The sequence below is a fragment of the Martinezella sp. CNPSo 3957 genome (assembly GCF_057784395.1).
The window spans coordinates 33,529-54,655 of sequence record NZ_JBXSOU010000014.1 but is presented as its reverse complement, the minus strand read 5'-3'; the positions used below and the strand labels follow the sequence as shown (position 1 = coordinate 54,655).

At 60.2% G+C, this 21,127-nt stretch carries 16 protein-coding genes; 12 read left to right on the top strand and 4 right to left on the bottom strand.

Annotated features, from left to right (window positions below; genetic code table 11):
- Positions 1–20: 20 nt before the first annotated feature.
- From AC13QE_RS25695 to AC13QE_RS25640, 12 genes are all read left to right on the top strand, one after another.
- The gene (locus AC13QE_RS25695; protein ID WP_488485817.1) at positions 21–1,439 is read left to right on the top strand and encodes a pyridoxal phosphate-dependent decarboxylase family protein; all 1,419 of its coding nucleotides are present in this window, start codon (positions 21–23) and stop codon (positions 1,437–1,439) included.
- Positions 1,440–1,571: 132 nt separating this feature from the next.
- Positions 1,572–2,414, top strand: coding sequence for a fumarylacetoacetate hydrolase family protein (locus AC13QE_RS25690; protein ID WP_015338182.1), 843 nt, complete (start codon positions 1,572–1,574; stop codon positions 2,412–2,414).
- A gap of 287 nt (positions 2,415–2,701) precedes the next feature.
- On the top strand, positions 2,702–3,979 hold the full coding sequence (locus tag AC13QE_RS25685) for a polyhydroxyalkanoate depolymerase (RefSeq protein ID WP_488485816.1): 1,278 nt from the start codon (positions 2,702–2,704) through the stop codon (positions 3,977–3,979).
- Between the two features lie 319 nt (positions 3,980–4,298).
- On the top strand, positions 4,299–4,736 hold the full coding sequence (locus AC13QE_RS25680; RefSeq protein ID WP_132719618.1) for a DUF2852 domain-containing protein: 438 nt from the start codon (positions 4,299–4,301) through the stop codon (positions 4,734–4,736).
- 191 nt (positions 4,737–4,927) lie between these two features.
- A complete protein-coding gene (locus tag AC13QE_RS25675; protein WP_488485815.1) occupies positions 4,928–5,689 on the top strand; it encodes a M48 family metallopeptidase in 762 nt (253 codons plus the stop codon).
- A gap of 135 nt (positions 5,690–5,824) precedes the next feature.
- Positions 5,825–7,195, top strand: coding sequence for an AAA family ATPase (locus AC13QE_RS25670; protein ID WP_488485814.1), 1,371 nt, complete (start codon positions 5,825–5,827; stop codon positions 7,193–7,195).
- Entirely contained in the window at positions 7,192–7,677 is a 486-nt protein-coding gene (locus AC13QE_RS25665) for a hypothetical protein (RefSeq protein ID WP_488485813.1), read from the top strand. The genes AC13QE_RS25670 and AC13QE_RS25665 overlap by 4 nt, the downstream gene beginning before the upstream one ends.
- Positions 7,678–7,799: 122 nt before the next feature.
- A complete protein-coding gene (locus AC13QE_RS25660; RefSeq protein ID WP_488485812.1) occupies positions 7,800–8,474 on the top strand; it encodes a phosphoribosylanthranilate isomerase in 675 nt (224 codons plus the stop codon).
- The gene (gene trpB, locus AC13QE_RS25655) at positions 8,471–9,685 is read left to right on the top strand and encodes a tryptophan synthase subunit beta (protein WP_132719612.1); all 1,215 of its coding nucleotides are present in this window, start codon (positions 8,471–8,473) and stop codon (positions 9,683–9,685) included. Before AC13QE_RS25660 ends, trpB begins: the two co-directional genes overlap by 4 nt.
- Before the next feature lie 10 nt (positions 9,686–9,695).
- Entirely contained in the window at positions 9,696–10,535 is an 840-nt protein-coding gene (gene trpA / locus AC13QE_RS25650) for a tryptophan synthase subunit alpha (protein WP_488485811.1), read from the top strand.
- 109 nt (positions 10,536–10,644) lie between these two features.
- Positions 10,645–11,556: an acetyl-CoA carboxylase, carboxyltransferase subunit beta gene (gene accD, locus AC13QE_RS25645; RefSeq protein WP_015338192.1), complete on the top strand. Its 912-nt coding sequence runs from the start codon at positions 10,645–10,647 to the stop codon at positions 11,554–11,556.
- A 32-nt stretch (positions 11,557–11,588) separates the two neighbouring features.
- On the top strand, positions 11,589–12,941 hold the full coding sequence (locus tag AC13QE_RS25640; protein ID WP_488485810.1) for a bifunctional folylpolyglutamate synthase/dihydrofolate synthase: 1,353 nt from the start codon (positions 11,589–11,591) through the stop codon (positions 12,939–12,941).
- Between the two features lie 249 nt (positions 12,942–13,190).
- Here the strand turns inward: AC13QE_RS25640 and trxA are convergent, their stop codons facing one another.
- The 4 genes from trxA to AC13QE_RS25620 all read right to left on the bottom strand — a co-directional run bounded on the left by trxA (position 13,191) and on the right by AC13QE_RS25620 (position 21,073).
- A complete protein-coding gene (gene trxA, locus AC13QE_RS25635; protein ID WP_015338194.1) occupies positions 13,191–13,511 on the bottom strand; it encodes a thioredoxin in 321 nt (106 codons plus the stop codon).
- Between the two features lie 75 nt (positions 13,512–13,586).
- The gene (gene addA, locus AC13QE_RS25630) at positions 13,587–17,153 is read right to left on the bottom strand and encodes a double-strand break repair helicase AddA (protein ID WP_488485809.1); all 3,567 of its coding nucleotides are present in this window, start codon (positions 17,151–17,153) and stop codon (positions 13,587–13,589) included.
- Positions 17,146–20,337 carry a double-strand break repair protein AddB gene (addB, locus tag AC13QE_RS25625; RefSeq protein ID WP_488485808.1) on the bottom strand — a complete coding sequence of 1,064 codons (3,192 nt, stop codon included), beginning with the start codon at positions 20,335–20,337 and terminating at the stop codon, positions 17,146–17,148. The genes addA and addB overlap by 8 nt, the downstream gene beginning before the upstream one ends.
- A 4-nt stretch (positions 20,338–20,341) precedes the next feature.
- Positions 20,342–21,073 carry a nucleotidyltransferase family protein gene (locus AC13QE_RS25620; protein WP_488485807.1) on the bottom strand — a complete coding sequence of 244 codons (732 nt, stop codon included), beginning with the start codon at positions 21,071–21,073 and terminating at the stop codon, positions 20,342–20,344.
- Positions 21,074–21,127 lie beyond the last annotated feature (54 nt).

Sequence of the window (21,127 nt, the reverse complement as noted above, 5' to 3'; positions counted from 1 at the left end):
ATGGAGCAGGGAGGATCGTCATGGATTGGGAGCAGTTTCGCCAGTGGTCGGAGAAGGCGGCCAATTGGGGCGCGGATTATCGTGCGTCGCTTCGCGACAGGCCGGTCCGGGCGAAGATGGCGCCGGGCGAGATTGCGGCGCATATAGCCGATTCTCCACCGGAAACGGGCGAAGCCATGGAGGATATCTTCAAAGATTTTGAGAATATCCTGGTGCCCGGCATGACGCATTGGCAGCATCCGCGCTTTTTCGCCTATTTTCCTGCCAATGCCGCCCCCGTCTCGGTGGTTGCCGAATATCTGGTCAGCGCCATCGCCGCGCAATGCATGCTGTGGCAGACATCGCCCTCCGCAACAGAACTTGAAACGAAGGTCGTTGACTGGCTGCGCCAGGCCCTCGGCCTGCCTGAAACCTTCACGGGCGTCATTCAGGATTCCGCCTCGACCGCGACCCTTGCCGCTGTTCTGGTCATGCGCGAAAGAGCGCTGGACTGGCAGGGCAACAAAAGCGGGCTTGCGGCCAACAAGGCAGTGCGCATCTATTCCACGGATCAGGTCCACACATCAATCGACCGCGCCATCTGGATTGCTGGCATCGGCCATGAGAATCTGGTGCGCATCCCCACCGGCGGTCCCAACAAGGCCATGGATCCGAAAGCACTTGCCGATGCGATCGAGCGCGATCGCGCGGCCGGGTTGCTGCCCGCCGGTGTCATCGCCTGCGTCGGCGGCACCAGCGTCGGTGCCTGCGACGATATCGCGGCCCTCGTGGAGGTCGCCCATGCGCATGGGCTCTATGTCCATATCGATGCCGCGTGGGCGGGCTCGGCGATGATCTGCCCGGAATTTCGCACTCTGTGGCAAGGCGTCGAACAGGCCGATTCCGTCGTCTTCAACCCGCATAAATGGCTCGGTGCGCAATTCGATTGCTCCGTCCAGTTCGTTCGTGAGCCGGAGACGCTGGTCCGCACGCTGGCGATCCAGCCCGAGTATCTGCGCACGCACGGCCATGATGGCATCATCAATTACTCGGAATGGTCCGTGCCGCTCGGCCGCCGCTTCCGTGCGCTGAAGCTCTGGTTTTTGTTGCGCTATCACGGCCTGGAAGGATTGCGCACGATGATCCGCAACCATGTGTCCTGGTCGCAGAATCTGGCGATGCGCCTAGCTGCAGAGCCGGATTTCGAAATTGTTACCGAGCCGTTCCTGTCGCTGTTCTCCTTCGATCATAAGGCGCCTGCGGGAGTCGATCAGGAACAGCATACGCAGCGACTGCTCAATGCCATCAACAATGACGGCCGCATTTACCTGACGCAGACCCGCGTCGGCGGCCGGCTGGTCATCCGCTTCCAGGCCGGTCAGTTCGAGGCGACCGCTGAAGACATCAATACGGCCTTTGACGTCATCGTCGACATCGCCAGGTCACTATCCCCAAACTAGAAAAGCTGTTTTTCCAGCGCGGAGAGCCGAGCCATGCTAGGCTTTCGGAAATCGATTGATGACACTGGTGAATAACTCGTTCATATATGACGCCATCGATCTCGTCTTTGAAAATGCAGGGAAGGAAAATCCATGAAACTGTTGCGTGTTGGCGAAGTCGGCAAGGAAAAGCCGGCGCTTCTGGATAGCGACGGCAAGATCCGCGATCTCTCCGCCCATGTCGCCGATATCGGCGGCGAGGCGATTTCGCCGGCAGGTCTGGCAAAGATTGCGGCCCTCGATCCGAAGAGCCTGCCCGAGTTGCCGGAAGGCCGCCTCGGCGCCTGCGTCGCCGGCACCGGCAAGTTCATCTGCATCGGCCTGAACTTCTCCGACCATGCTGCCGAAACCGGCGCTACCGTGCCGCCGGAGCCGATCATCTTCATGAAGGCAAGCTCTGCTATCGTCGGTCCGAACGACAATGTGCTGATCCCGCGCGGCTCGGAAAAGACCGACTGGGAAGTCGAGCTCGGTGTCGTCATCGGCAAGAAGGCGAAATATGTTAGCGAAGCCGATGCGCTTGATTATGTCGCCGGTTACTGCGTTTCCCACGATGTCTCCGAGCGCGCCTTCCAGACCGAGCGCTCCGGACAGTGGACCAAGGGCAAGTCCTGCGACACCTTCGGCCCGATCGGCCCCTGGCTCGTCACCAAGGACGAGATTGCCGATCCGCAGAATCTCGGCATGTGGCTGAAAGTCAACGGCAAGATGATGCAGAATGGCTCGACCAGGACGATGGTCTATGGCGTTGCCTACCTCGTCTCCTATCTCAGCCAGTTCATGTCGCTGCATCCGGGCGACGTCATCTCCACCGGCACGCCTCCCGGCGTCGGCATGGGCATGAAGCCGCCGCAGTACCTGAGGCCGGGCGATGTCGTCGAGCTCGGCATGGAGGGTCTTGGCACCCAACGCCAGACCTTCCTCGCCGATGCCTGAGCTCAGGAACTTTAACCTTTCGAGATCATTCTTGATGCCGGGGAAGCGATTCTCCGGCGTTTTTTATCGATAAGAACCAATTGAAGTTATGTTGCTCTGCAGCAAAAACTGCTAGGTTGGATTATAGGAAGGATGAGGATCGCTCCCGAGGAGCCATCATTCTCCTGCTGCACCGCGCGACCGGAGGAGCGCCGCAGTGAAGGCAGCGACACGCAAGACGCGTGCGCTTCAATGATTTAGGTGATTTGCGCGGCCGGATGCCCCGCATCACGAAAGGTAAAGCCCCTATGTTTTATCAGTTTTATGAACTCAATCACGCCGCTCTCGCCCCTTTTCGCGCCGCGGCGGACATGATGCGCCTGGCCTATGCCAATCCCCTTAATCCCCTCTCTCATACCGTATTCGGCCGCACCTTGACGGCGAGCCTCGAGGTTTTCGAGCGCACTACACGGCGCTATGGCAAGCCGGAATTCGGCCTGCCTGAAACCGAGATTGAGGGCAAACGCGTCTCCGTGCATGAAAAGATCGTCTGGAAGAAGCCCTTCTGCAATCTCATCCATTTCGAGCGCAGCTTGCCCGCCGGCCACGGCGCCGATCCCCGCATTCTGATCGTCGCGCCGATGTCCGGCCACTATGCGACGCTGCTGCGCGGCACGGTGGAAGCCCTGCTGCCGGGTGCTGACGTCTACATTACCGACTGGATCGATGCTCGTATGGTGCCGATGACGGAAGGCACCTTCGATCTGGAGGATTATATCGATTACGTCATTGAGATGTTGCACCACCTCGGGTCGGATACGCATGTCGTCGCCGTCTGCCAGCCATCCGTCCCGGTTCTCGCAGCGGCGGCCGTCATGGAGGCGGCGGGCGATCGCCTGGCGCCGTCGTCGATGACACTGATGGGTGGCCCGATCGATACCCGCATCAATCCGACTGCCGTCAACCAGCTCGCCAAGGAGAAGCCGCTGGAATGGTTTGCCGACAATGTTGTCATGAACGTGCCCTGGCCGCAGCCGGGTTTCATGCGGCCCGTTTATCCCGGCTTCCTGCAGCTTTCCGGCTTCATGTCGATGAACCTCGACCGCCATATGATCGCCCACAAGGACTTCTTCGTGCACCTCGTCAAGAACGACGGCGAGCCGGCCGAAAAGCACCGCGATTTCTACGACGAATATCTGGCTGTCATGGATCTGACGGCGGAGTTCTATCTGCAGACAGTCGATCAGGTCTTCATCAAACACGCGCTGCCCAAGGGCGAGCTCATGCATCGCGGCGAGCGCGTCGATCCCTCCGCCATCCGTAACGTCGCGCTTCTGACCGTCGAAGGTGAAAACGACGATATTTCCGGCGTTGGCCAGACGCATGCGGCGCAAACCATCTGTACCAATATCCCCGACCATATGCGCATGCACTATCTGCAGCCGGATGTCGGCCATTACGGCGTCTTCAACGGCTCGCGCTTCCGCCGCGAGATCGCGCCGCGCATCCTGGCCTTCACCCGCGAGCATGCCCGTACCGGTCGGTCGGTTGTCAAGCGCGTCATCAAGGGCGGAAAGTCGGCCTGAGCGTAAGCAAAATCAACGGGATAGAGCGGTTCGGAGCTTGTTGAGGAGCCGAACAGTTCCTGCTGTGCAAACTATTAGCTTTTGTTGAATTATCCAGGCGGATTCAAGTACTTGTGCGAATCCGCCTGGCGATCCCATTGAAGCCTCACGAAGAGGTTACCATCTCGATTCCAGCGGTACCGCAGTGATCGGGCCGTTTACCGCGCCGCGCGTCCTTGGAACGCGCTGAGATGCAGGTAGAGCTTTAAAAACCGCGCAGAAGCCTGACCATTGACCGGTCTCGGTCGAGGGGCGATGCGCCGTGCGAGGATACCTGACAATGAATCAATCTGCATTGCTTCGCCCGGATTGGACTCCGGCTACTATTGCCCTGATGGTGCTTGGCTTCGTGGTCTTCTGGCCGCTGGGCTTTGCCATGCTCGCCTATATTCTCTTTGGAGAACGTCTGCGGGAATTCAAACGGGATGTAAACGAAAGGACCGACGGCATGTTTGCTGGCTGCGGACGTCATCGCAATCGTCATCGCCACTCCTTCTCCACCGGCAACGTCGCCTTCGACGACTGGCGCCGGGCAGAGCTCGAGCGCCTCGAAGAGGAGCGCCGTAAGCTGGACGAGATGCGCGCCGAGTTTGACACCTATGTCCGCGAGCTACGCCGCGCCAAGGATCAGGATGAGTTCGACCGTTTCATGCGCGAGCGCAACAGCGTCAAGCGCAATGACAATGGCGGCTCGCCGACTGAATTCCAGACGCCGTGACGGAAGTTCCGTCACGAGGTCAAAACCGGCATCATCCGATGCCGGTTTTTCTTTGCCAGAATCCGCAAAGCAAGTCGCGCAAAAGTGCGCAGCGGTTTTGCGATAACGACATGCGAAAATCGGGGACCAAAGCGCAAGGAGCAAATCTCAAAGATTGCGACGCGCTTTGGCGAATCATATAAAACTGCCTCATGTTTCCGTTGCTCTCCAGATCCCGCAAACCGCAAGCCAAGTTGGCCGCGCCGGAAACGCGCACCCTTGATGTCGCCGGCCGGCTAATGCCGCTGACGATCCGTCAGCACGAGCGCGCGACCCGCATCACGCTCAGGATCGAGCCCGGCGGGCGGTCGCTGAAGATGACCATTCCACGTGGGTTGGCGGCACGCGAGGTCAACGCCTTCCTCGACCGGCATCAAGGCTGGCTGCTGACGAAGCTCGCAAAATTCTCCGTCGACAGCAGCCTGCGCAGCGGCAGCGAAATCCTCCTGCGCGGCGTGCGTCACCGGATCGAGCATACCGGCACTCTGCGCGGCCTCACCGAAGCCGTCACCATCGAGGGCATGCCTGTTCTGCGCGTCAGCGGCATGCCGGAACATGCCGGCCGCCGCATCGCCACCTTCCTCAAGAAGGAGGCGCGCGCCGATCTGGAAAAGCTTGTCGCTGTCCACGCCAAGACCATCCGCGCCAACGTCACGTCAATCACCATGAAGGATACCCGCAGCCGCTGGGGCTCCTGTTCCTCGCAGGGAAATCTGAGCTTCTCCTGGCGCATAGTCATGGCGCCGCCCTTGGTTATCGATTATCTCGCCGCTCACGAAGTCGCGCATTTACGCGAAATGAACCACGGCCCACGCTTCTGGGCGCTCTGCCGCAAGCTCTGCCCCGACATGGATGAGGCGAAAGCCTGGCTGAAGCGCCACGGCAGCCAGCTGCATGCGATCGATTTTGATTGAATGCAACTGAACTGACTTCCTGCAGATCCTATTGCCGTAAAATTTGGTAAGCGATTAATTGCAGTTTAGGTGCCAGTTTGCGATTAATACCAATTCGGTAAGAGGGGGACATGGTGTGTCTTCTTGGGAGATGTGATGCTTACCAGATTTGAATTCGAAAACTTTAAATCGTGGCAAGCGGCAAAACTACGCTGTGCCCGAATCACAGGCGTTTTCGGCACGAATTCGTCCGGTAAGACGAGTCTGATTCAATTTCTTCTCATGTTGAAACAGACCAAAGACGCCACTGACCGGGCGATATCTCTAGAGCTTAATGGAGACTACGTAAAACTCGGTTCGATCATGGATGTTATCTACAAGCATGATGAGAGCCAGTCGGTACGTTGGGTTCTTGGAATTGATCTCGAATCTGAATTAACGCTGTCAGACGCAAGCCAGAAAAGGTCCGCAACAATAGTGCGCGGATATGAATTAACGGTCAGGGCGAACACCGCCGTACAAAACCACGCGCCTGTTGCGACTAGCATTTCTTATAGTTTGGGGGAGCTCAAATTTACGCTCGCCCTCAAAAGAGAACAAACTTCTCAGTTCGATCTCACTTGCTCGAGACACGATGGAAAGAGCCCTAGCTTTTCCTTTGTGAGGACAAAAGGCCGTGCTTGGCAGTTACCTGGTCCGATAAAGTCATATGCGTTTCCAGATCAAGCGCGAACCTATTTCCAAAATGCCGGATTTCTGGCCGATCTGGAAGCAGCGTATGAAGCTCAACTCGATAAAATCTTCTACTTAGGGCCACTCCGCGAATACCCTCAGCGCGATTACTTGTGGTCTAGATCACGGCCATCGGACGTTGGTCCGCGTGGGGACAAGGTCATCGATGCGATTTTGGCGGCGACGGAAGCCGGCGAGATGCGGAATCTCAAACCTAAGGCGCGCCTTAGAACGTTCCAAGAAATGATCGCATACTGGCTTCGTGAGATGGGGCTCATTCACGAATTTGCCGTGCAGGAAATCGCGCCAAATTCCAATAGGTGGCAAGCGAGGGTGAGAACCAGTCCTGGCTCAAGTTGGGTTCTTTTGACCGACGTAGGGTTTGGCATATCACAAGTGCTGCCGGTGATTACGCTCCTCCAATACGTTCCGGAGGGCTCGACTGTCATACTCGAACAGCCGGAAATTCATCTACACCCCTTGGCTCAGGCGGGTTTGGCCGATGTCATTATTCAGGCAGCGGTGCACAGAAATGTGCAAATAATCTTAGAGAGCCATTCCGAGCATCTCTTGCTTCGCCTTCAACGCCGAATTGCTGAAGAGGCGTTACAGGCGAAGGAAGTAGAGCTCTATTTCTGCGATGCGCAGGACGGAACAAGTAAGATTACGAAGCTTGAAGTTGACCTTCTTGGTAAGATCAACAATTGGCCCGATAAGTTCATGGGTGACGCCTTCAACGAAGCTGCTTCAGCGGAGATCGCTCGGCTTAAGCGAATGAAGGCTATAGTTGAATGACTAAGTATGTGATCGACACCAACGTAGCCATTGTTGCAAATGGTGATTCAGAGCGTGTGAAGATTGGATGTCGCTTAGCGGCTGTAGAATTGCTTCAAAAGGCAGTAAACAAGGGCGTGATCTTTCTGGACAGTGCGGGTGCTATTCAAGACGAGTATCGAAGGTATTTGAATCCAAGAGGTCAGCCGGGGGTTGGTGACCGTTTTTATCTTGAAGTGATCAATAGCGATCCGAGAAAAATTAAGCGCATTGACGTGGAAAAGAATGTCGATGGCCAGTATTTTGATCTACCTAAAGAAATCATTGATAGCGCATTCGATCAGGGTGACCGGGTTTTTGCTGCTGTAGCTAGGAAAAGTGGAGCTAGAATACACAACGCTGTAGATACCGACTGGGTCGAGCATCGGGAGGTTATCGAAGGGAAGGGCATTCCCATTGTTTTTCTGTGCAGTGCCGATCCCGCGGAATGGCGCGACGAGTAAGCGAACCGTTAGCTGTAAAAGCTAAAGTCGCTCACCGATGCAAGCCACCCATTGGTAGCAAAAATCCCGCCAACGTCGCCTTTAGGCTCGACTCTTGCGAAATTTCGTGTCACTCCGCTGCCATGAACCCCGATATCAAAATTTGTGGTCTGAAGACGCCGGAAGCGGTGGATCGTGCTCTTGAGCGCGGCGCCACCCATATCGGCTTTATCTTCTTTGAAAAGAGCCCGCGCTATATCGAGCCGGATCTCGCCGGCGCGCTCGCCGAGCGTGCCCGCGGCAAGGCCAAGGTGGTTGCCGTCACGGTCGATCCTACTAACGACGATCTCGACGAGATCATGGCGCTGGTGAAGCCCGATATGCTGCAGCTTCATGGCAATGAAAGCCCGGAACGTGTGCTGACCATCAAGGCGGTCCACAACGTACCGGTCATGAAGGCCATGTCGGTGCGCGATGCCGACGATCTGAAGCGGGTGGAATCCTATATCGGCATTGCCGACCGCTTCCTCTTCGATGCCAAACCGCCGGTCGGCTCTGTGCTGCCGGGCGGAAACGGCGTATCCTTTGATTGGAGCCTGATGAGCTGGCTCGACGATCGAGTGGATTACATGCTGTCCGGCGGCGTCAACAAGGACAATGTCGCCGAGGCACTGGCTTCCACCAAGGCCAGCGGTATCGATCTTTCCTCCGCGCTGGAAAGTGCGCCTGGCGTGAAGGATCTCGGCAAGATCGACCAGTTTTTCGACGCTTTTGCAGAAGCATGCCTGCCGGAACCGGCAGCAGGGAGTAGAAAGTGAACCAGACGCCTAAACCCAATTCCTTCCGCTCCGGCCCCGACGAGGACGGCCGTTTCGGTATTTACGGCGGTCGTTTCGTAGCCGAAACGCTCATGCCGCTGATCCTGGATCTGCAGGAGGAATGGGCGAAGGCGAAGGACGATCCGGCCTTCCAGGCCGAGCTGAAGTCTCTCGGCACGCACTATATTGGCCGCCCAAGCCCGCTTTATTTCGCCGAGCGCCTGACGGCTGAGCTTGGCGGCGCAAAGATCTATTTCAAGCGCGAAGAGCTGAACCATACCGGTTCGCACAAGATCAACAACTGCATCGGCCAGATCCTGCTCGCCAAGCGCATGGGCAAGACCCGCATCATCGCCGAAACCGGCGCAGGCCAGCATGGCGTCGCGTCCGCGACCGTCGCCGCCCGTTTCGGCCTGCCTTGCGTCGTCTACATGGGCGCAACCGATGTCGAACGCCAGGCGCCGAACGTGTTCCGCATGAAGCTCTTGGGCGCCGAGGTCATTCCGGTGACAGCCGGCAGCGGCACGCTCAAGGACGCCATGAACGAAGCCCTTCGTGACTGGGTCACCAATGTCGAAGACACCTATTACCTGATCGGCACGGCTGCCGGCCCGCATCCCTATCCGGAAATGGTCCGCGATTTCCAGGCCGTGATCGGCACCGAAGCCCGCGCGCAGATTCTGGAGGCCGAAGGCCGCCTGCCGGATCTCGTCATTGCGGCCGTCGGCGGCGGCTCGAATGCCATCGGCATCTTCCATCCTTTCCTCGATGACGAGAGCGTCAAGATCGTCGGCGTCGAAGCTGGTGGCAAGGGTCTACAGGGTGACGAGCATTGTGCCTCGATCACCGCCGGTTCGCCCGGCGTGCTGCACGGCAACCGCACCTACCTGCTGCAGGATGGCGATGGCCAGATCAAGGAAGGCCATTCCATCTCGGCCGGTCTCGATTATCCCGGCATCGGCCCGGAACATTCCTGGCTGAACGATATCGGCCGCGCTGAATATGTGCCGATCATGGACCATGAGGCGCTCGAAGCCTTCCAGACGCTGACGCGCCTCGAAGGCATCATCCCGGCGCTCGAGCCGAGCCATGCGCTCGCCGAAGTGATCAAGCGTGCCCCGAAGATGGGCAAGGACGAGATCATCCTGATGAACCTCTCCGGCCGCGGTGACAAGGATATCTTTACCGTCGGCAAGATTCTGGGAATGTGAGTTAGACGCCATGACCGCACGTATGGACAAACGCTTCGCCGCTTTGAAGGCTGAAGGCCGCCCCGCACTCGTCACCTATTTCATGGGCGGCGATCCGGATTACGAGACCTCGCTCGGCATAATGAAGGCGCTGCCGGAAGCCGGCGCCGACGTCATCGAGCTTGGCATGCCCTTTTCCGATCCCATGGCCGACGGCCCGGCGATCCAGCTTGCCGGCCAGCGCGCCCTGAAGGCCGGCCAGACGCTGAAGAAGACGCTGCAGCTCGCCGCCGATTTCCGCAAGGTCGATGTCGATACGCCGATCGTGATGATGGGCTATTACAATCCGATCTACATCTATGGCGTCGAAAAGTTCCTGGACGATGCGATCGCCGCCGGCATCGACGGCCTGATCGTCGTCGACCTGCCGCCGGAAATGGATGACGAGCTTTGCATTCCGGCCATTCGCAAGGGCATCAACTTCATCCGCCTGGCAACGCCGACCACCGATGACAAGCGCCTGCCGACGGTTCTGAAGAACACGACCGGTTTCGTCTATTACGTCTCGATGAACGGCATCACCGGTTCGGCATTGCCCGATCCCTCGCTGGTGTCGGGTGCCGTCGAGCGCATCAAGCAGCATACCGGTCTGCCGGTCTGCGTTGGTTTTGGCGTCAAGACGGCCGAACATGCCAAGCTGATCGGCGCGTCTGCCGATGGCGTTGTCGTCGGCACAGCGATCGTCAACCAGATTGCCACCAGCCTCACCAAGGATGGCAAGGCAACAGCAGACACCATCCAGGCTGTCGCCACCCTGGTGCGCGGCCTGTCGACAGGAACGCGTTCCGCCCGCCTTGTTGCCGCCGAATAGTTTTTCCATATAGGCCTCTCATTAATCCCCTGCGGATTGAGGGGAAAAGCCTATGGGCATTTGGTGACGACTAGGATATCGATTAATTCGGTCGATTAGGAGTTTCGAATTGAACTGGATCACGAACTACGTCCGCCCGCGGATCAATTCCATGCTGGGCCGTCGCGAGGTTCCGGAGAATCTCTGGATCAAGTGCCCGGAAACGGGCGAAATGGTCTTCCACAAGGATCTGGAAGACAACAAGTGGGTCATCCCTGCTTCCGGTTTCCACATGAAGATGCCGGCCAAGGCTCGTCTTGCGGATCTCTTCGACAACGGCGAATACGAAGCCCTGCCGCAGCCGAAGGTCGCGCAGGATCCGCTGAAGTTCCGGGATTCGAAGAAATATACCGACCGCCTGAAGGACAGCCGCTTGAAGACCGAGCAGGAGGATACGATTCTCTCCGGCGTCGGCAAAGTTCGCGGCCTGAAGCTCGTTGCCATCGTGCATGAGTTCAACTTCATCGGCGGTTCGCTCGGCATGGCGGCCGGCGAAGCGATCGTGAAGGCTTTCGAGCGTGCGATCGCCGAAAAATGCCCTGTCGTGATGTTCCCGGCTTCGGGCGGCGCCCGCATGCAGGAAGGCATTCTATCGCTGATGCAGCTGCCGCGCACGACGGTTGCCGTCGACATGCTGAAGGAAGCTGGCCAGCCCTACGTCGTGGTTTTGACCAATCCGACGACCGGCGGCGTCACGGCCTCCTACGCCATGCTTGGCGACATTCATTTGGCCGAACCCGGGGCTGAAATCGGCTTCGCCGGCAAGCGCGTGATCGAGCAGACGCTGCGCGAAAAGCTACCCGAGGGCTTCCAGACCTCGGAATACCTGCTGGAGCACGGCATGGTGGATATGGTGGTCAAGCGTCACGACATTCCTGACACCCTGGCGACGCTTCTGAAGATCCTGACCAAGGCGCCGGCAAACGACGTATCGGTCAAGAATAAGAATGGCGCGGCACTGGCGATAGCGGCGAGCGCCTGACATTATCGATTGCCGACGGGCGGAGGTGCGGGATGACGTCTATGGACCAATCCGCAATGAGCGAGGCAGCACGCGAGATCGAGAAGCTCATGGGGTTGCACCCCAAGGGCTTCGATCTTTCTCTGGAGAGAATAACCCGGCTGCTCGACGCCCTCGGCAATCCTCATCAGAAATTGCCGCCGGTGATCCATGTCGCCGGCACCAACGGCAAGGGTTCCGTCACGGCCTTCTGCCGCGCGTTGCTCGAAGCCGGCGGCTATAGCGTGCACGTCCACACCTCGCCGCATCTCGTCAATTGGCACGAGCGCTATCGCATCGGCGTCAAGGGCGGCCGCGGCAAGCTCGTCGACGATGCTGTGTTTGCCGATGCGCTGAGACGCATCGCCAAGGCCAATGGCGGGCAAAAGATCACCGTCTTCGAAATTCTGACGGCCGCGACCTTTCTCCTCTTTGCCGAACATCCGGGCGATGTTGCCGTCATCGAGGTTGGCCTTGGCGGCCGTTTCGACGCCACGAATGTCATTTCCGATCCCGCCGTGTCGGTCATCATGCCGATTTCGCTCGATCACCAGCCCTATCTCGGCGACCGCGTCGAACTGATCGCTGCCGAAAAGGCCGGCATCATGAAGCCGGGCCATCCCGTCGTCATAGGCCATCAGGACTATGATGCGGCACTCGACGTGCTGATCTCGACGGCCGAGCGGCTCCGTTGTCCGACCGCCGTCTTTGGCCAGGATTTCTCCGCCCATGAGGAATACGGCAAGCTGGTCTATCAGGACGAGTTCGGCCTTGCCGACCTGCCGCTGCCGCGCCTGCCGGGCCGCCACCAATATGGAAATGCCGCTGCCGCCATCCGCGCCGTCAAGGCTGCCGGCTTCGTCGTGACCGAAGCGATGATGGAAAAGGCGATGACCTCGGTCGAATGGCCGGGCCGCCTGCAGCGACTGACGGAAGGTGAGCTGGTTGCGCATGTCCCGGAGCGCGCCGAGATCTGGGTGGATGGCGGCCACAATCCCGGCGCCGGCGAAGTCATCGCCGAGGCCATGGCGAATTTCGAGGAGCGCCAGCCGCGGCCTCTGTTTCTGATCATCGGCATGATCAATACCAAGGATCCGATCGGCTATTTCAAAGCCTTTGTCGGCCTGGCTGAAAAGGTCTATTGCGTGCCGATCCGCGGCAGCGAAGCCATGATCGATCCAGTCATCCTGGCGAATGCAGCCTATGATGCCGGCCTTGTCGCCGAACCCATGTCCAGCGTCGTTGAGGCGCTGGATGCGATCAAGGGTGCGGCCGCGCCAAATTCGCCTCCCCCACGCATTCTGATCGGCGGTTCGCTCTATCTGGTCGGCGATGTCCTTGCCGACAACGGCACGCCGCCGCGGTGATTCTGGCCGGGTGGTCAACCACCCGCCCTCGTGCTTCGAGACGGCCTGGGTCTCCTCAGCATGAAGGCTGACCTTCGCACCCAGCCGCTACGGGCTCATTTCTTCGTTGCCTCTGCGTTGCCATGGAGAGGAGCCTGCTCCATCCTCACCCTGAGGTGCGAAGCTTCGAAGGGCAAGGATGACCCGCTCTCTCCGCACCAACAAAAAACCCCGCCGAAGCGGGGCTCTTGTTCCTACAGTCGATACCGATCAGGCTGCGCTGGAGATCCAGTTCTGCAGGGCCGTCTTGGGAGCGGCGCCGACCTTGATGTCAGCGACTTCGCCGGCCTTGAACATGGCGAGCGTCGGGATCGAGCGAACGCCGAACTGGGCAGCCAGTTCCGGATTTTCGTCGATGTTGAGCTTGGCAACCTTGACCTTGCCTTCGAACTGCACGGCAAGCTCTTCCAGAGCCGGGGCGATCATCTTGCACGGACCGCACCATTCGGCCCAGAAATCAACGACAACAGGCTCTGCAGACTGCAGCACTTCGGTGGCGAAGTTGGAGGTATCGACTTTAACGGTAGCCATAGGCTGCTCCTTACCAGGATTTGCGGGTTGCTAGATATGTGATGGTGCGGTGCCCATATTTCAATATCTGGTATTTCACTTTGTCTCGAGCTCCGCAAGCGCCAATGCAAGTGCCCTGTCGGACAGCGTGTAGATCGAGGCATTTTCGGTATAGACCAGCATGCAGTCGACGCGCTTTCCCGGATAAAGCGGCGAAAGGATCTCGCGGTAGATGGCCAGCTGAGCTTTGTGAGCGAAGGGGATGCTGCTTTCCTCGGCAGGAGGCACGCGATTGGTCTTATAGTCGAGAATGACGACACGATCGTCTAGGTCAGCCAGCCGGTCGATGCGGCCGGAAACGGCATAGGATTGGCTGCCGAGCTTCAGCGTGCCCATGATCGACACTTCCGCCTGCGCATGGGTGCTGAACGTGCCCTGCAGATCCGGATGCGACAGCAGCGCCATGACGGACTTCACCAGCGCCCCTTGCTCGGCCGGTGGCCAGAAGCGCGCGGCCCGCTCGGCGTAGCGCCGGGCGGCATCGGCGCGCTCTTCTGGCGCGATTTCAGGCAAAGTCTGCAGCATACGGTGGATGAAGCGACCCTTCTGCAAGGCACGGTCGGATTTGGCTTTCTCGCCGAAAAGCGCCGAAGTCACCAGCAGATCGTCGGCTTCCTCATCGATGACGGTGCCTACGCCGGAGGGGCTCAGCGGCCGCGGCAGGCTTCTTTGCGGCGGCAGCGGGCGGTTGAGGCTGTCGGGCAGGCCAGCGCGTTCGGAGCGTTTCTCATGCTCCCTCGCGGTCTCGAATTCGAGCTGAACCTGGGCAACCCGCCAGCTCAAGCCCTGCCAGTCGCCATCCGGGCCGGTGAAGGTCTTCTGCGTGCAGCGCAGCTCATCCCCGCGCAGCGCTGCGGAAATCATCGCCTGCCAGGTATCGGCATTTTCGCGGATGCCGCGGTAGCCGCAAATGATCAGCCGGTCGGCGGCGCGCGTCATGCCCACATAGAGCAGCCGGCGATATTCCTCCTCCGCCAGCGCCTGCAGCCGCACTGTGTCGGCCTGCGTCAGCGAATTGGCAAGCGCTGAGACCGGCACCCAAACCGGCAGCGGGATCTCGTCTTTGCCGGTTTCGATCAACCGCAGCTTCGGCAGATGTGTATGGGTGAAGGCCTTGCCGCCGCTATCGACGAGGAAAACGATCGGCGCTTCCAATCCCTTCGAGGCGTGCACCGTCATGATCCGCACCTCGTTGCGGCCCTTGTCCTGCTCGCGCTTGACCGTCGGTGCTTCCAGCTCCAGCGTCGAGATGAAGGATTGCAGGCCGGGCAGGCCGCCCGTTTCATGATCGAGCGTGAAGGTCAGGAATTCGTCGAGGATATCGCTGACTTCAGTGCCGAGCCGCGCCAGAAACTTCCGCCGGCCGCCAAAGCTTCCGAGCACCCGTGCATAAAAATCATGGACAGGAAGGCTCCTCGACAAAGCAAGGAAGGTTCTTAAGCGTTCGACCACCTGGCTGAAGCGGTCATGGCCGTCTGCGGCAAATCTCTGCAGGTGGCTCCAGACGCTTTCCTCGTCATCGCGATAGGCGGCAACGGCAAAGACATCCTCTTCGCTAAGGTCGAACAATGGGCTCTTCATGAGCGCACAGAGCGAAAGATCGTCTTCCGGCAACAGCAGGAAGCGGCCGAGCGCCAGAAGATCCTGAATGGCGATATGGCTCGTCAGCACCAGACGATCGGCGCCGGCAACAGGAATGTTGCCCCGTCGTTTGAGGGCGCGGGTCAACGCATTGACGAAGCTGTCGCGCTTGCGCACCAGCACGAGAATGTCGCCGGCCTCGATGAAACGGGCCTTGCCCTTCTCGATGATCGTTTCCCGGCCGATCAGATTGCCGATCATGTGCGCCATCCGCCGCGCCAGAATGGCGGCGGGCGCGCTCTCCGGCGTCGAATCGAAAGGTGCCGTCCAGTCTTCTTCCCTGGCGGCCGGCTCCGGCGCGATCGTCTCCCAAAGATCGACGGCGCCGGGGTGGCCGATGCGGCTGGAGCGATGCACCACAGGCTCGTTAAGGGCGCTGAGTCCTCGGGCATTCTCCGGGCTGGTGAAGACATGGTCGACGGCGCCGAGCACATCCGCCGTCGAACGGAAGGAGAGGGGGAGGCGGATCGACGAGAATTGCTGGCCGCTCGCTGCCACGCGGCGCCGCGTGCGGTCGCTTTCCTCGGAAAAGCGTTCGGGACGGGCGCCCTGAAACGAATAGATCGATTGTTTCTCGTCACCGACGGCAAAGATCGTGCGCAGCGTCGGCCGGGCGCTGTCGCCGGAGAAGAAATCCTCCGCCAGCGATTGGATGACGCTCCATTGGATCGGGCTGGTATCCTGCGCCTCGTCCACGAGAATATGGTCGATGCCCTGATCCAGCTTGTAGTGAATCCAGGGGCCGACATCCTTCTTGGTCAAGAGATCGGCCGTGCGGGTGATGAGGTCTTCGAAATCGAGCTGGCTGCGGCGCTTCTTCAGCTCCTCGTAGTCGCGGTTCAGACGATCGGCGAGAATGAGGGCGGCATGGGTGGCGCGATACATCCGCATCAGCTTCAGCCGGTCGCGGCAAGCAACGACATGGGCGCGTGCCTCAGCGACGGCATCGGCGAGTGCCGGCGCATCAGCAAGCATCGCCTTGACGAAGAACTGGCTGTCCGACTTCGGTTCGCCCTTGGCAGTCAGCATAGCCTTTTCGAGGATTTCGGCGCGGGCAAGCGGATCTGCCTCACGCTTGGCAAGCCGCAGCGCGTAAGCAACTTCCTGAGCCTTGGCGCCGCCCTTCTCGTCGGCAAGCGTCAGATAAAGCTCCAGCGTCGCGCCGGAGAGGCCGGGCAGCGGCCAATATTGCTCGGCAATGTTCGTTTCCGTCTCACCGGGCGTAAGGCCAAGCCGGGCAAGCAGTGCGGTCTCAAAGCCGCCTTTGCGCTCGGCTGCTTCCGTGAAACGACGGATCGCATTGCGGTTGGCGACGATATCACCCAGTAGGGTCTCAAGGCCGGATTCATCGCCGAGATCGAGCACATAGTCGAAGGCCCGCGCCAGTTCGGCATCGCCATGCGGCGTCGTTGCCGTCAGCAAGGCGCGGCGTGCATCGTCCAGCAGGACTTCGGCAGCGCGGTCGTCGAGAACGGAGAAATGCCCGGCGACGTTTGCTTCAAGCGGAAATTGATGCAGCAACGCCTCACAGAAAGCATGGATGGTCTGGATCTTCAATCCGCCGGGCGTTTCCAGCGCCTTGGCAAAGAGCCGGCGTGCCTCGGCGAGCTTGAAGAGATCGGGCTCCTTGCCTTCGATATCGGCGATGCGTTTCTTCAGCTCTTCGTCTGGCATCGTCGCCCAGGCGGCAAGCCGATCGAAGACACGGTTCGACATTTCGGACGCTGCCGCCTTGGTATAGGTGAGGCAGAGGATCGCCGAGGGCCGCGCACCTGCTAGAAGCAGGCGGATCACACGCTGCGTCAGCACATGCGTCTTGCCGGAGCCGGCATTGGCCGAGACCCAGGCCGAGCGTTCGGGGTCGGAGGCGATCGACTGCTGGATGGTCGTCCAGCTGATCCAGACGCCGGGATCGTCGCTCTCGGGTAGGGTGGCGATGTCGTCGGCGGAAAAATCACTCATCGCCGCCGCCTTCCTGCTCGCTCTCTGCCGTCGACCATTCCGAAACGCGGGCGAGGTGATCGTAATCCCCGCCATATTCAAACTGGTGGGCCGGAATCAGCCGCGAGGAAAAACCCTTCTCGCCCGATTGCAGCAGCGAAACGAATTTCACCAGCTGGTCCATTGATTCCTGCGCGAGATCCATAGCCGACTTCGTTTCCGTCTTACCACCGCGGCTGGAATGTTCGTTGTTGACCTGGTCGACCTTGAAGCGATCACCGGGCCGCAGCCGGACATAAAGCAGGTTCTCGGGGATCAGTGCGCCAATATTGCGGAAGGCGCCGGCCTTCAGCGCATAGGCTTCCAACGCCAGCTGCGGATCGAGTAGCGCGCGCGCCTGTGGCGGCGAGGGATTGTAGCCGGTCTTGTAATCGATGAGATCGGCGCCCTTGTCGCTCTTGATATCGATGCGGTCGGCAACGCCCGTCAGCCGAATGCCGATCGGCTCGATCTCGACGCCAGCCGGCACTTCCGTTGCCGTTTTGCGCACTTCGGGGCGTCGTTCCGTTTCCCAGGCAAGGAAAGCGCGCGCCACTTCGCGGAAACGCGGGCGCCAGACGCTGTCGATGTGAACAGGCAGCCGCTCGGCATCGAAAAGCTCCGCAATGATGCGATCCATCGCGACCGTCGCATCCGGCGTGCCGGCCACATGCCCTTCACGGACGAAACGGTCGATGATCTTGTGGTAGAGCGTGCCGCGCTCGGCCGGCCCGGGATCACGGTTGAACGGATCGACCGGATCGAGCCGCAGCACGCGCCGGGCATAGATCGAATAGGGATCGCGCCGCAGCCGCCCCACCTCGCTGAAGGAATAGCTCTTCGGCTGCAGCTCTGCAGGCGGCTTTGGTGCCGGGCGCAGCGCCGGAGCCTGGTTTTCACCCTCGTCGATCATTGCAGCCCAGTGGCGATACTGGTCGCCGCGCGCCTTCATGGCCTCTTCCAGTTCCTCGCCGCCGAGTGCGATCAGCCGCTGCAGCCAGCGTGAGGCGACCGTCGGCGTCGAACCCTGGCGCAGGGCGCGGGAATAGATCAGATCGCGGGTGCCGTTCGCCATTTCGAAATCGTGCGCAAGCTGGCCGATACGGCGCTCCGGTGGTTCCAGACCGATCTCGGTCTTCATACTGCGCGAAATGAAGGGATTGTTTGCCGTCTGCCCTGGCCAGGATCCTTCGTTCAACCCGCCGAGGATCAGCGTATCGACGCTCTGCAGGCGTGCTTCCAGCGTGCCGAAGATGAAGAGGCGGGGATGGCTGAGCGCCCGTGGCTTCACCGCCTGGCCCACGCACAGTGCTGCCATGATGTCGATCCACTGCACGCCATCGGCTTCCAGCTGGCCATCGGTTTCGATGACGTCCCGAAGAAGGCTGGCAAGCGTGTCACCGGCTTCGCCGGACCAGAGGCCTGCCAGGCTGCCACGCTCGTCGACGGCCGCAGCTTCCAGGGCGCGGCCGGTACGCTCCGCCCAATTCGAAAGTGTGAGGAGATCTTCTGACGCGGGTAGGGAAAGCGCCGATACCAGCGGTTCGCATGCCGCTGCCACTCGCTGGGCAAGCGCCCGCGCATGCTCGATGGCTTCAGGCGGCAACGCTTTGCGCCATTGCGGCGCATGGCGGTCATCGGCCTGTTTCGCTACGCGGTCGTCCAGCAGGGTTTCCAGCCTGCCGATGTCGATGTTGTCGACGCCGCCCCTGAGCGCCAGGATCTCCAGCGCATCGACAGCAGGCCGATGTGTCTCCGCAGGCAGGCCGAACAAGGCGAGGGGATGTTTGAGCAGCGCGACAACGGCAACGGGATCGCCAGGTCGGAGCGACGCCTCCAGCAGCAATTGTAGCAGTGTGCCCTGGGGCGTGGCGTTCAGCGGCGTACCGGCGGAATCGTCGGCGGTAATGCCGAAGCGGGCAAGCTCCGCTGTCACACGCCGCGCGAGATTGCGGTCGGGCGTGATCAAGGCCGCCTGGCTTTCGCCGCCGCTGCGCCCCGGTTTCTCCAGCGCCAGCCGTAAGGCGATAGCGATCGCGGTCGCCTCCTCACGCTCGTTGGCCGCTTCGATCAGCGCCACGTCGGCGAATGCGTCCGCTATCGCATCGGGAGCAAGCGTCTTGCGCCAGCTTCCCCAGCCGCTCGTCGCCTTGGCCGGCGCCAGCGCACGCGACAGGATCTGCGCCCGCATCTGCATGGTTTCAGCCGCATCCGCGATGGATTCGACATCGCGCCGCGTGACCTGCAACCGTTTCAGCAGCAGGGAGAGACCATATTGCGGATGGCTGCGCGTCGTCGGATCGGCTCTTTCGCCGATGGATGTCTCCGGCGCCACGAGCTGCCAATCCTCTTCCGGCATCGCAAGATCGAGGCCGGGCAGCACGATCACGCCTTGCGGCAAGGCAGCGACCGCTGAAATCAACTCAGCGGTTGCCGGCACTGAGCCCGTCGAGCCTGCTATGATAACCGGCCCGAGATGCCGCATCCTGGAGATGCGCTGCGCCTCGGCGCGCAGGATGGCATTGCGGTTGCGGGCGGGCGAGGACTTTCCGAGTTCTTCAAGACGCGCCGGCCAGAAGGCGCTGGCGATCGCCAAGAATTCGGCCGTCAGCTGCCACCAGAGCGCATGATCCTCCGCGCTGAGATTGGCAAGCTCGCTCCATTCACGGTCCTCGGTCTCCAGCGAATCAATGAGTTCGGCGAGATTGCGCGCAAGCCAAATAGCATCCGCCGGGCTTGCCGGCGCCACTAGCGGCGAATCGGAGTGAATATCGCGCACGATCTGCGGCAGCTTGTTGCGCCAGGCAAGGATCAGCCGGGCCAGTTCCAGCAGTCGGGCGGTATTGGCAAGCGGCTGCGCCAGATCGGCCGTTTCCGGCAGGGCTTCTTCGAAATAGCCGCTGTCGTCGTCGGTTTCGCCGAGTGGGCGAATGACCGGCAGGATGGCGGCGCGGCCGCCGAGCAGGTCGACGAATTCCGAACGCAGCACGCGCGCTGCGCGCCGCGTCGGCAGAAAGATGCTGACCTTGGCAAGCGACAGCGGGTCCGCCGGATCGTGACGGAAATGCTCGGTCAGCCGGCCATCGCAGAGCGCTGTCGCAAGCGTTTTCAGGAAGGGCAGGCCTGCCGGAATCGTCAGAAAGCGTTGCCGGTGTCCGCCTGCCATAGGCTCACGCAAACGCCCGGAAATTCCGGATCGTTTCCTCCGCTTCCCCGACCGCCTCCGGCGTGCCGACAGTCAGCCAGTGGCCGTCGAGCATCGTGCCATAGAGCCGGCCTTTGGCGATGGCCTTATCGTAATATGCGTTGATGTTGAAGGCGTCGTCTGGCGCGTCATCGAGAAACGACGGATTGATGACCAACGTGCCGGCATACACTACGCCGTTGCCGGTGACATCGCTATAGCGTGAGAGGCGACCATCCTCAGCCATGCTGAAATCATTCTTGCCGTTGTGGCCCGTCGTCTTCTCCAACGCCACGCAGAGCATGCCAAAGTCCATACGGTCTGCGTCGAAGAATCCGGCTAAGTGCTCAAGGTTCGTCGGTTGGTTTTCTCTTTCGCCAATCCAGAAGAGATCCGAATTCATAACGAAGACCGGATCTCGACCAAGAAGCTTCAATCCTTTTGCCAACCCACCGCCATTGTTCATTAGCGCGTCCCGCTCGTCCGAGATCAGGATGTCGAGTTTGCCGTAGTCGCGCAGGTGCGCTTCCATCTGGTCGGCATGATGATGAACGTTAACAACGACCTGCTCGACGCCAGCTTCCGCCAGCGCATCCAGCGTATAGTCGATCATCGGCTTGCCAGCGATCTTCACCAGCGGCTTCGGGATGGTATCGGTGATCGGCCGCATACGGGTTCCAAGCCCCGCGGCCAATACCATGGCTTGTTTGATGGTCATTTCGTCTCGAACTTTCGATTCGCTATCTGATTTCCATAGCACAGGGCCGGAAAG

What these genes read in the sequence shown, in the direction of transcription:
- AC13QE_RS25695 (WP_488485817.1), top strand. Translation starts at nt 21, where the DNA reads ATGGATTGGGAGCAGTTTCGCCAGTGGTCGGAGAAGGCGGCCAATTGG.
- AC13QE_RS25690 (WP_015338182.1), top strand. Translation starts at nt 1,572, where the DNA reads ATGAAACTGTTGCGTGTTGGCGAAGTCGGCAAGGAAAAGCCGGCGCTT.
- AC13QE_RS25685 (WP_488485816.1), top strand. Translation starts at nt 2,702, where the DNA reads ATGTTTTATCAGTTTTATGAACTCAATCACGCCGCTCTCGCCCCTTTT.
- AC13QE_RS25680 (WP_132719618.1), top strand. Translation starts at nt 4,299, where the DNA reads ATGAATCAATCTGCATTGCTTCGCCCGGATTGGACTCCGGCTACTATT.
- AC13QE_RS25675 (WP_488485815.1), top strand. Translation starts at nt 4,928, where the DNA reads ATGTTTCCGTTGCTCTCCAGATCCCGCAAACCGCAAGCCAAGTTGGCC.
- AC13QE_RS25670 (WP_488485814.1), top strand. Translation starts at nt 5,825, where the DNA reads ATGCTTACCAGATTTGAATTCGAAAACTTTAAATCGTGGCAAGCGGCA.
- AC13QE_RS25665 (WP_488485813.1), top strand. Translation starts at nt 7,192, where the DNA reads ATGACTAAGTATGTGATCGACACCAACGTAGCCATTGTTGCAAATGGT.
- AC13QE_RS25660 (WP_488485812.1), top strand. Translation starts at nt 7,800, where the DNA reads ATGAACCCCGATATCAAAATTTGTGGTCTGAAGACGCCGGAAGCGGTG.
- trpA (WP_488485811.1), top strand. Translation starts at nt 9,696, where the DNA reads ATGACCGCACGTATGGACAAACGCTTCGCCGCTTTGAAGGCTGAAGGC.
- AC13QE_RS25640 (WP_488485810.1), top strand. Translation starts at nt 11,589, where the DNA reads ATGACGTCTATGGACCAATCCGCAATGAGCGAGGCAGCACGCGAGATC.
- trxA (WP_015338194.1), bottom strand. Translation starts at nt 13,511, where the DNA reads ATGGCTACCGTTAAAGTCGATACCTCCAACTTCGCCACCGAAGTGCTG.
- addA (WP_488485809.1), bottom strand. Translation starts at nt 17,153, where the DNA reads ATGAGTGATTTTTCCGCCGACGACATCGCCACCCTACCCGAGAGCGAC.
- addB (WP_488485808.1), bottom strand. Translation starts at nt 20,337, where the DNA reads ATGGCAGGCGGACACCGGCAACGCTTTCTGACGATTCCGGCAGGCCTG.
- AC13QE_RS25620 (WP_488485807.1), bottom strand. Translation starts at nt 21,073, where the DNA reads ATGACCATCAAACAAGCCATGGTATTGGCCGCGGGGCTTGGAACCCGT.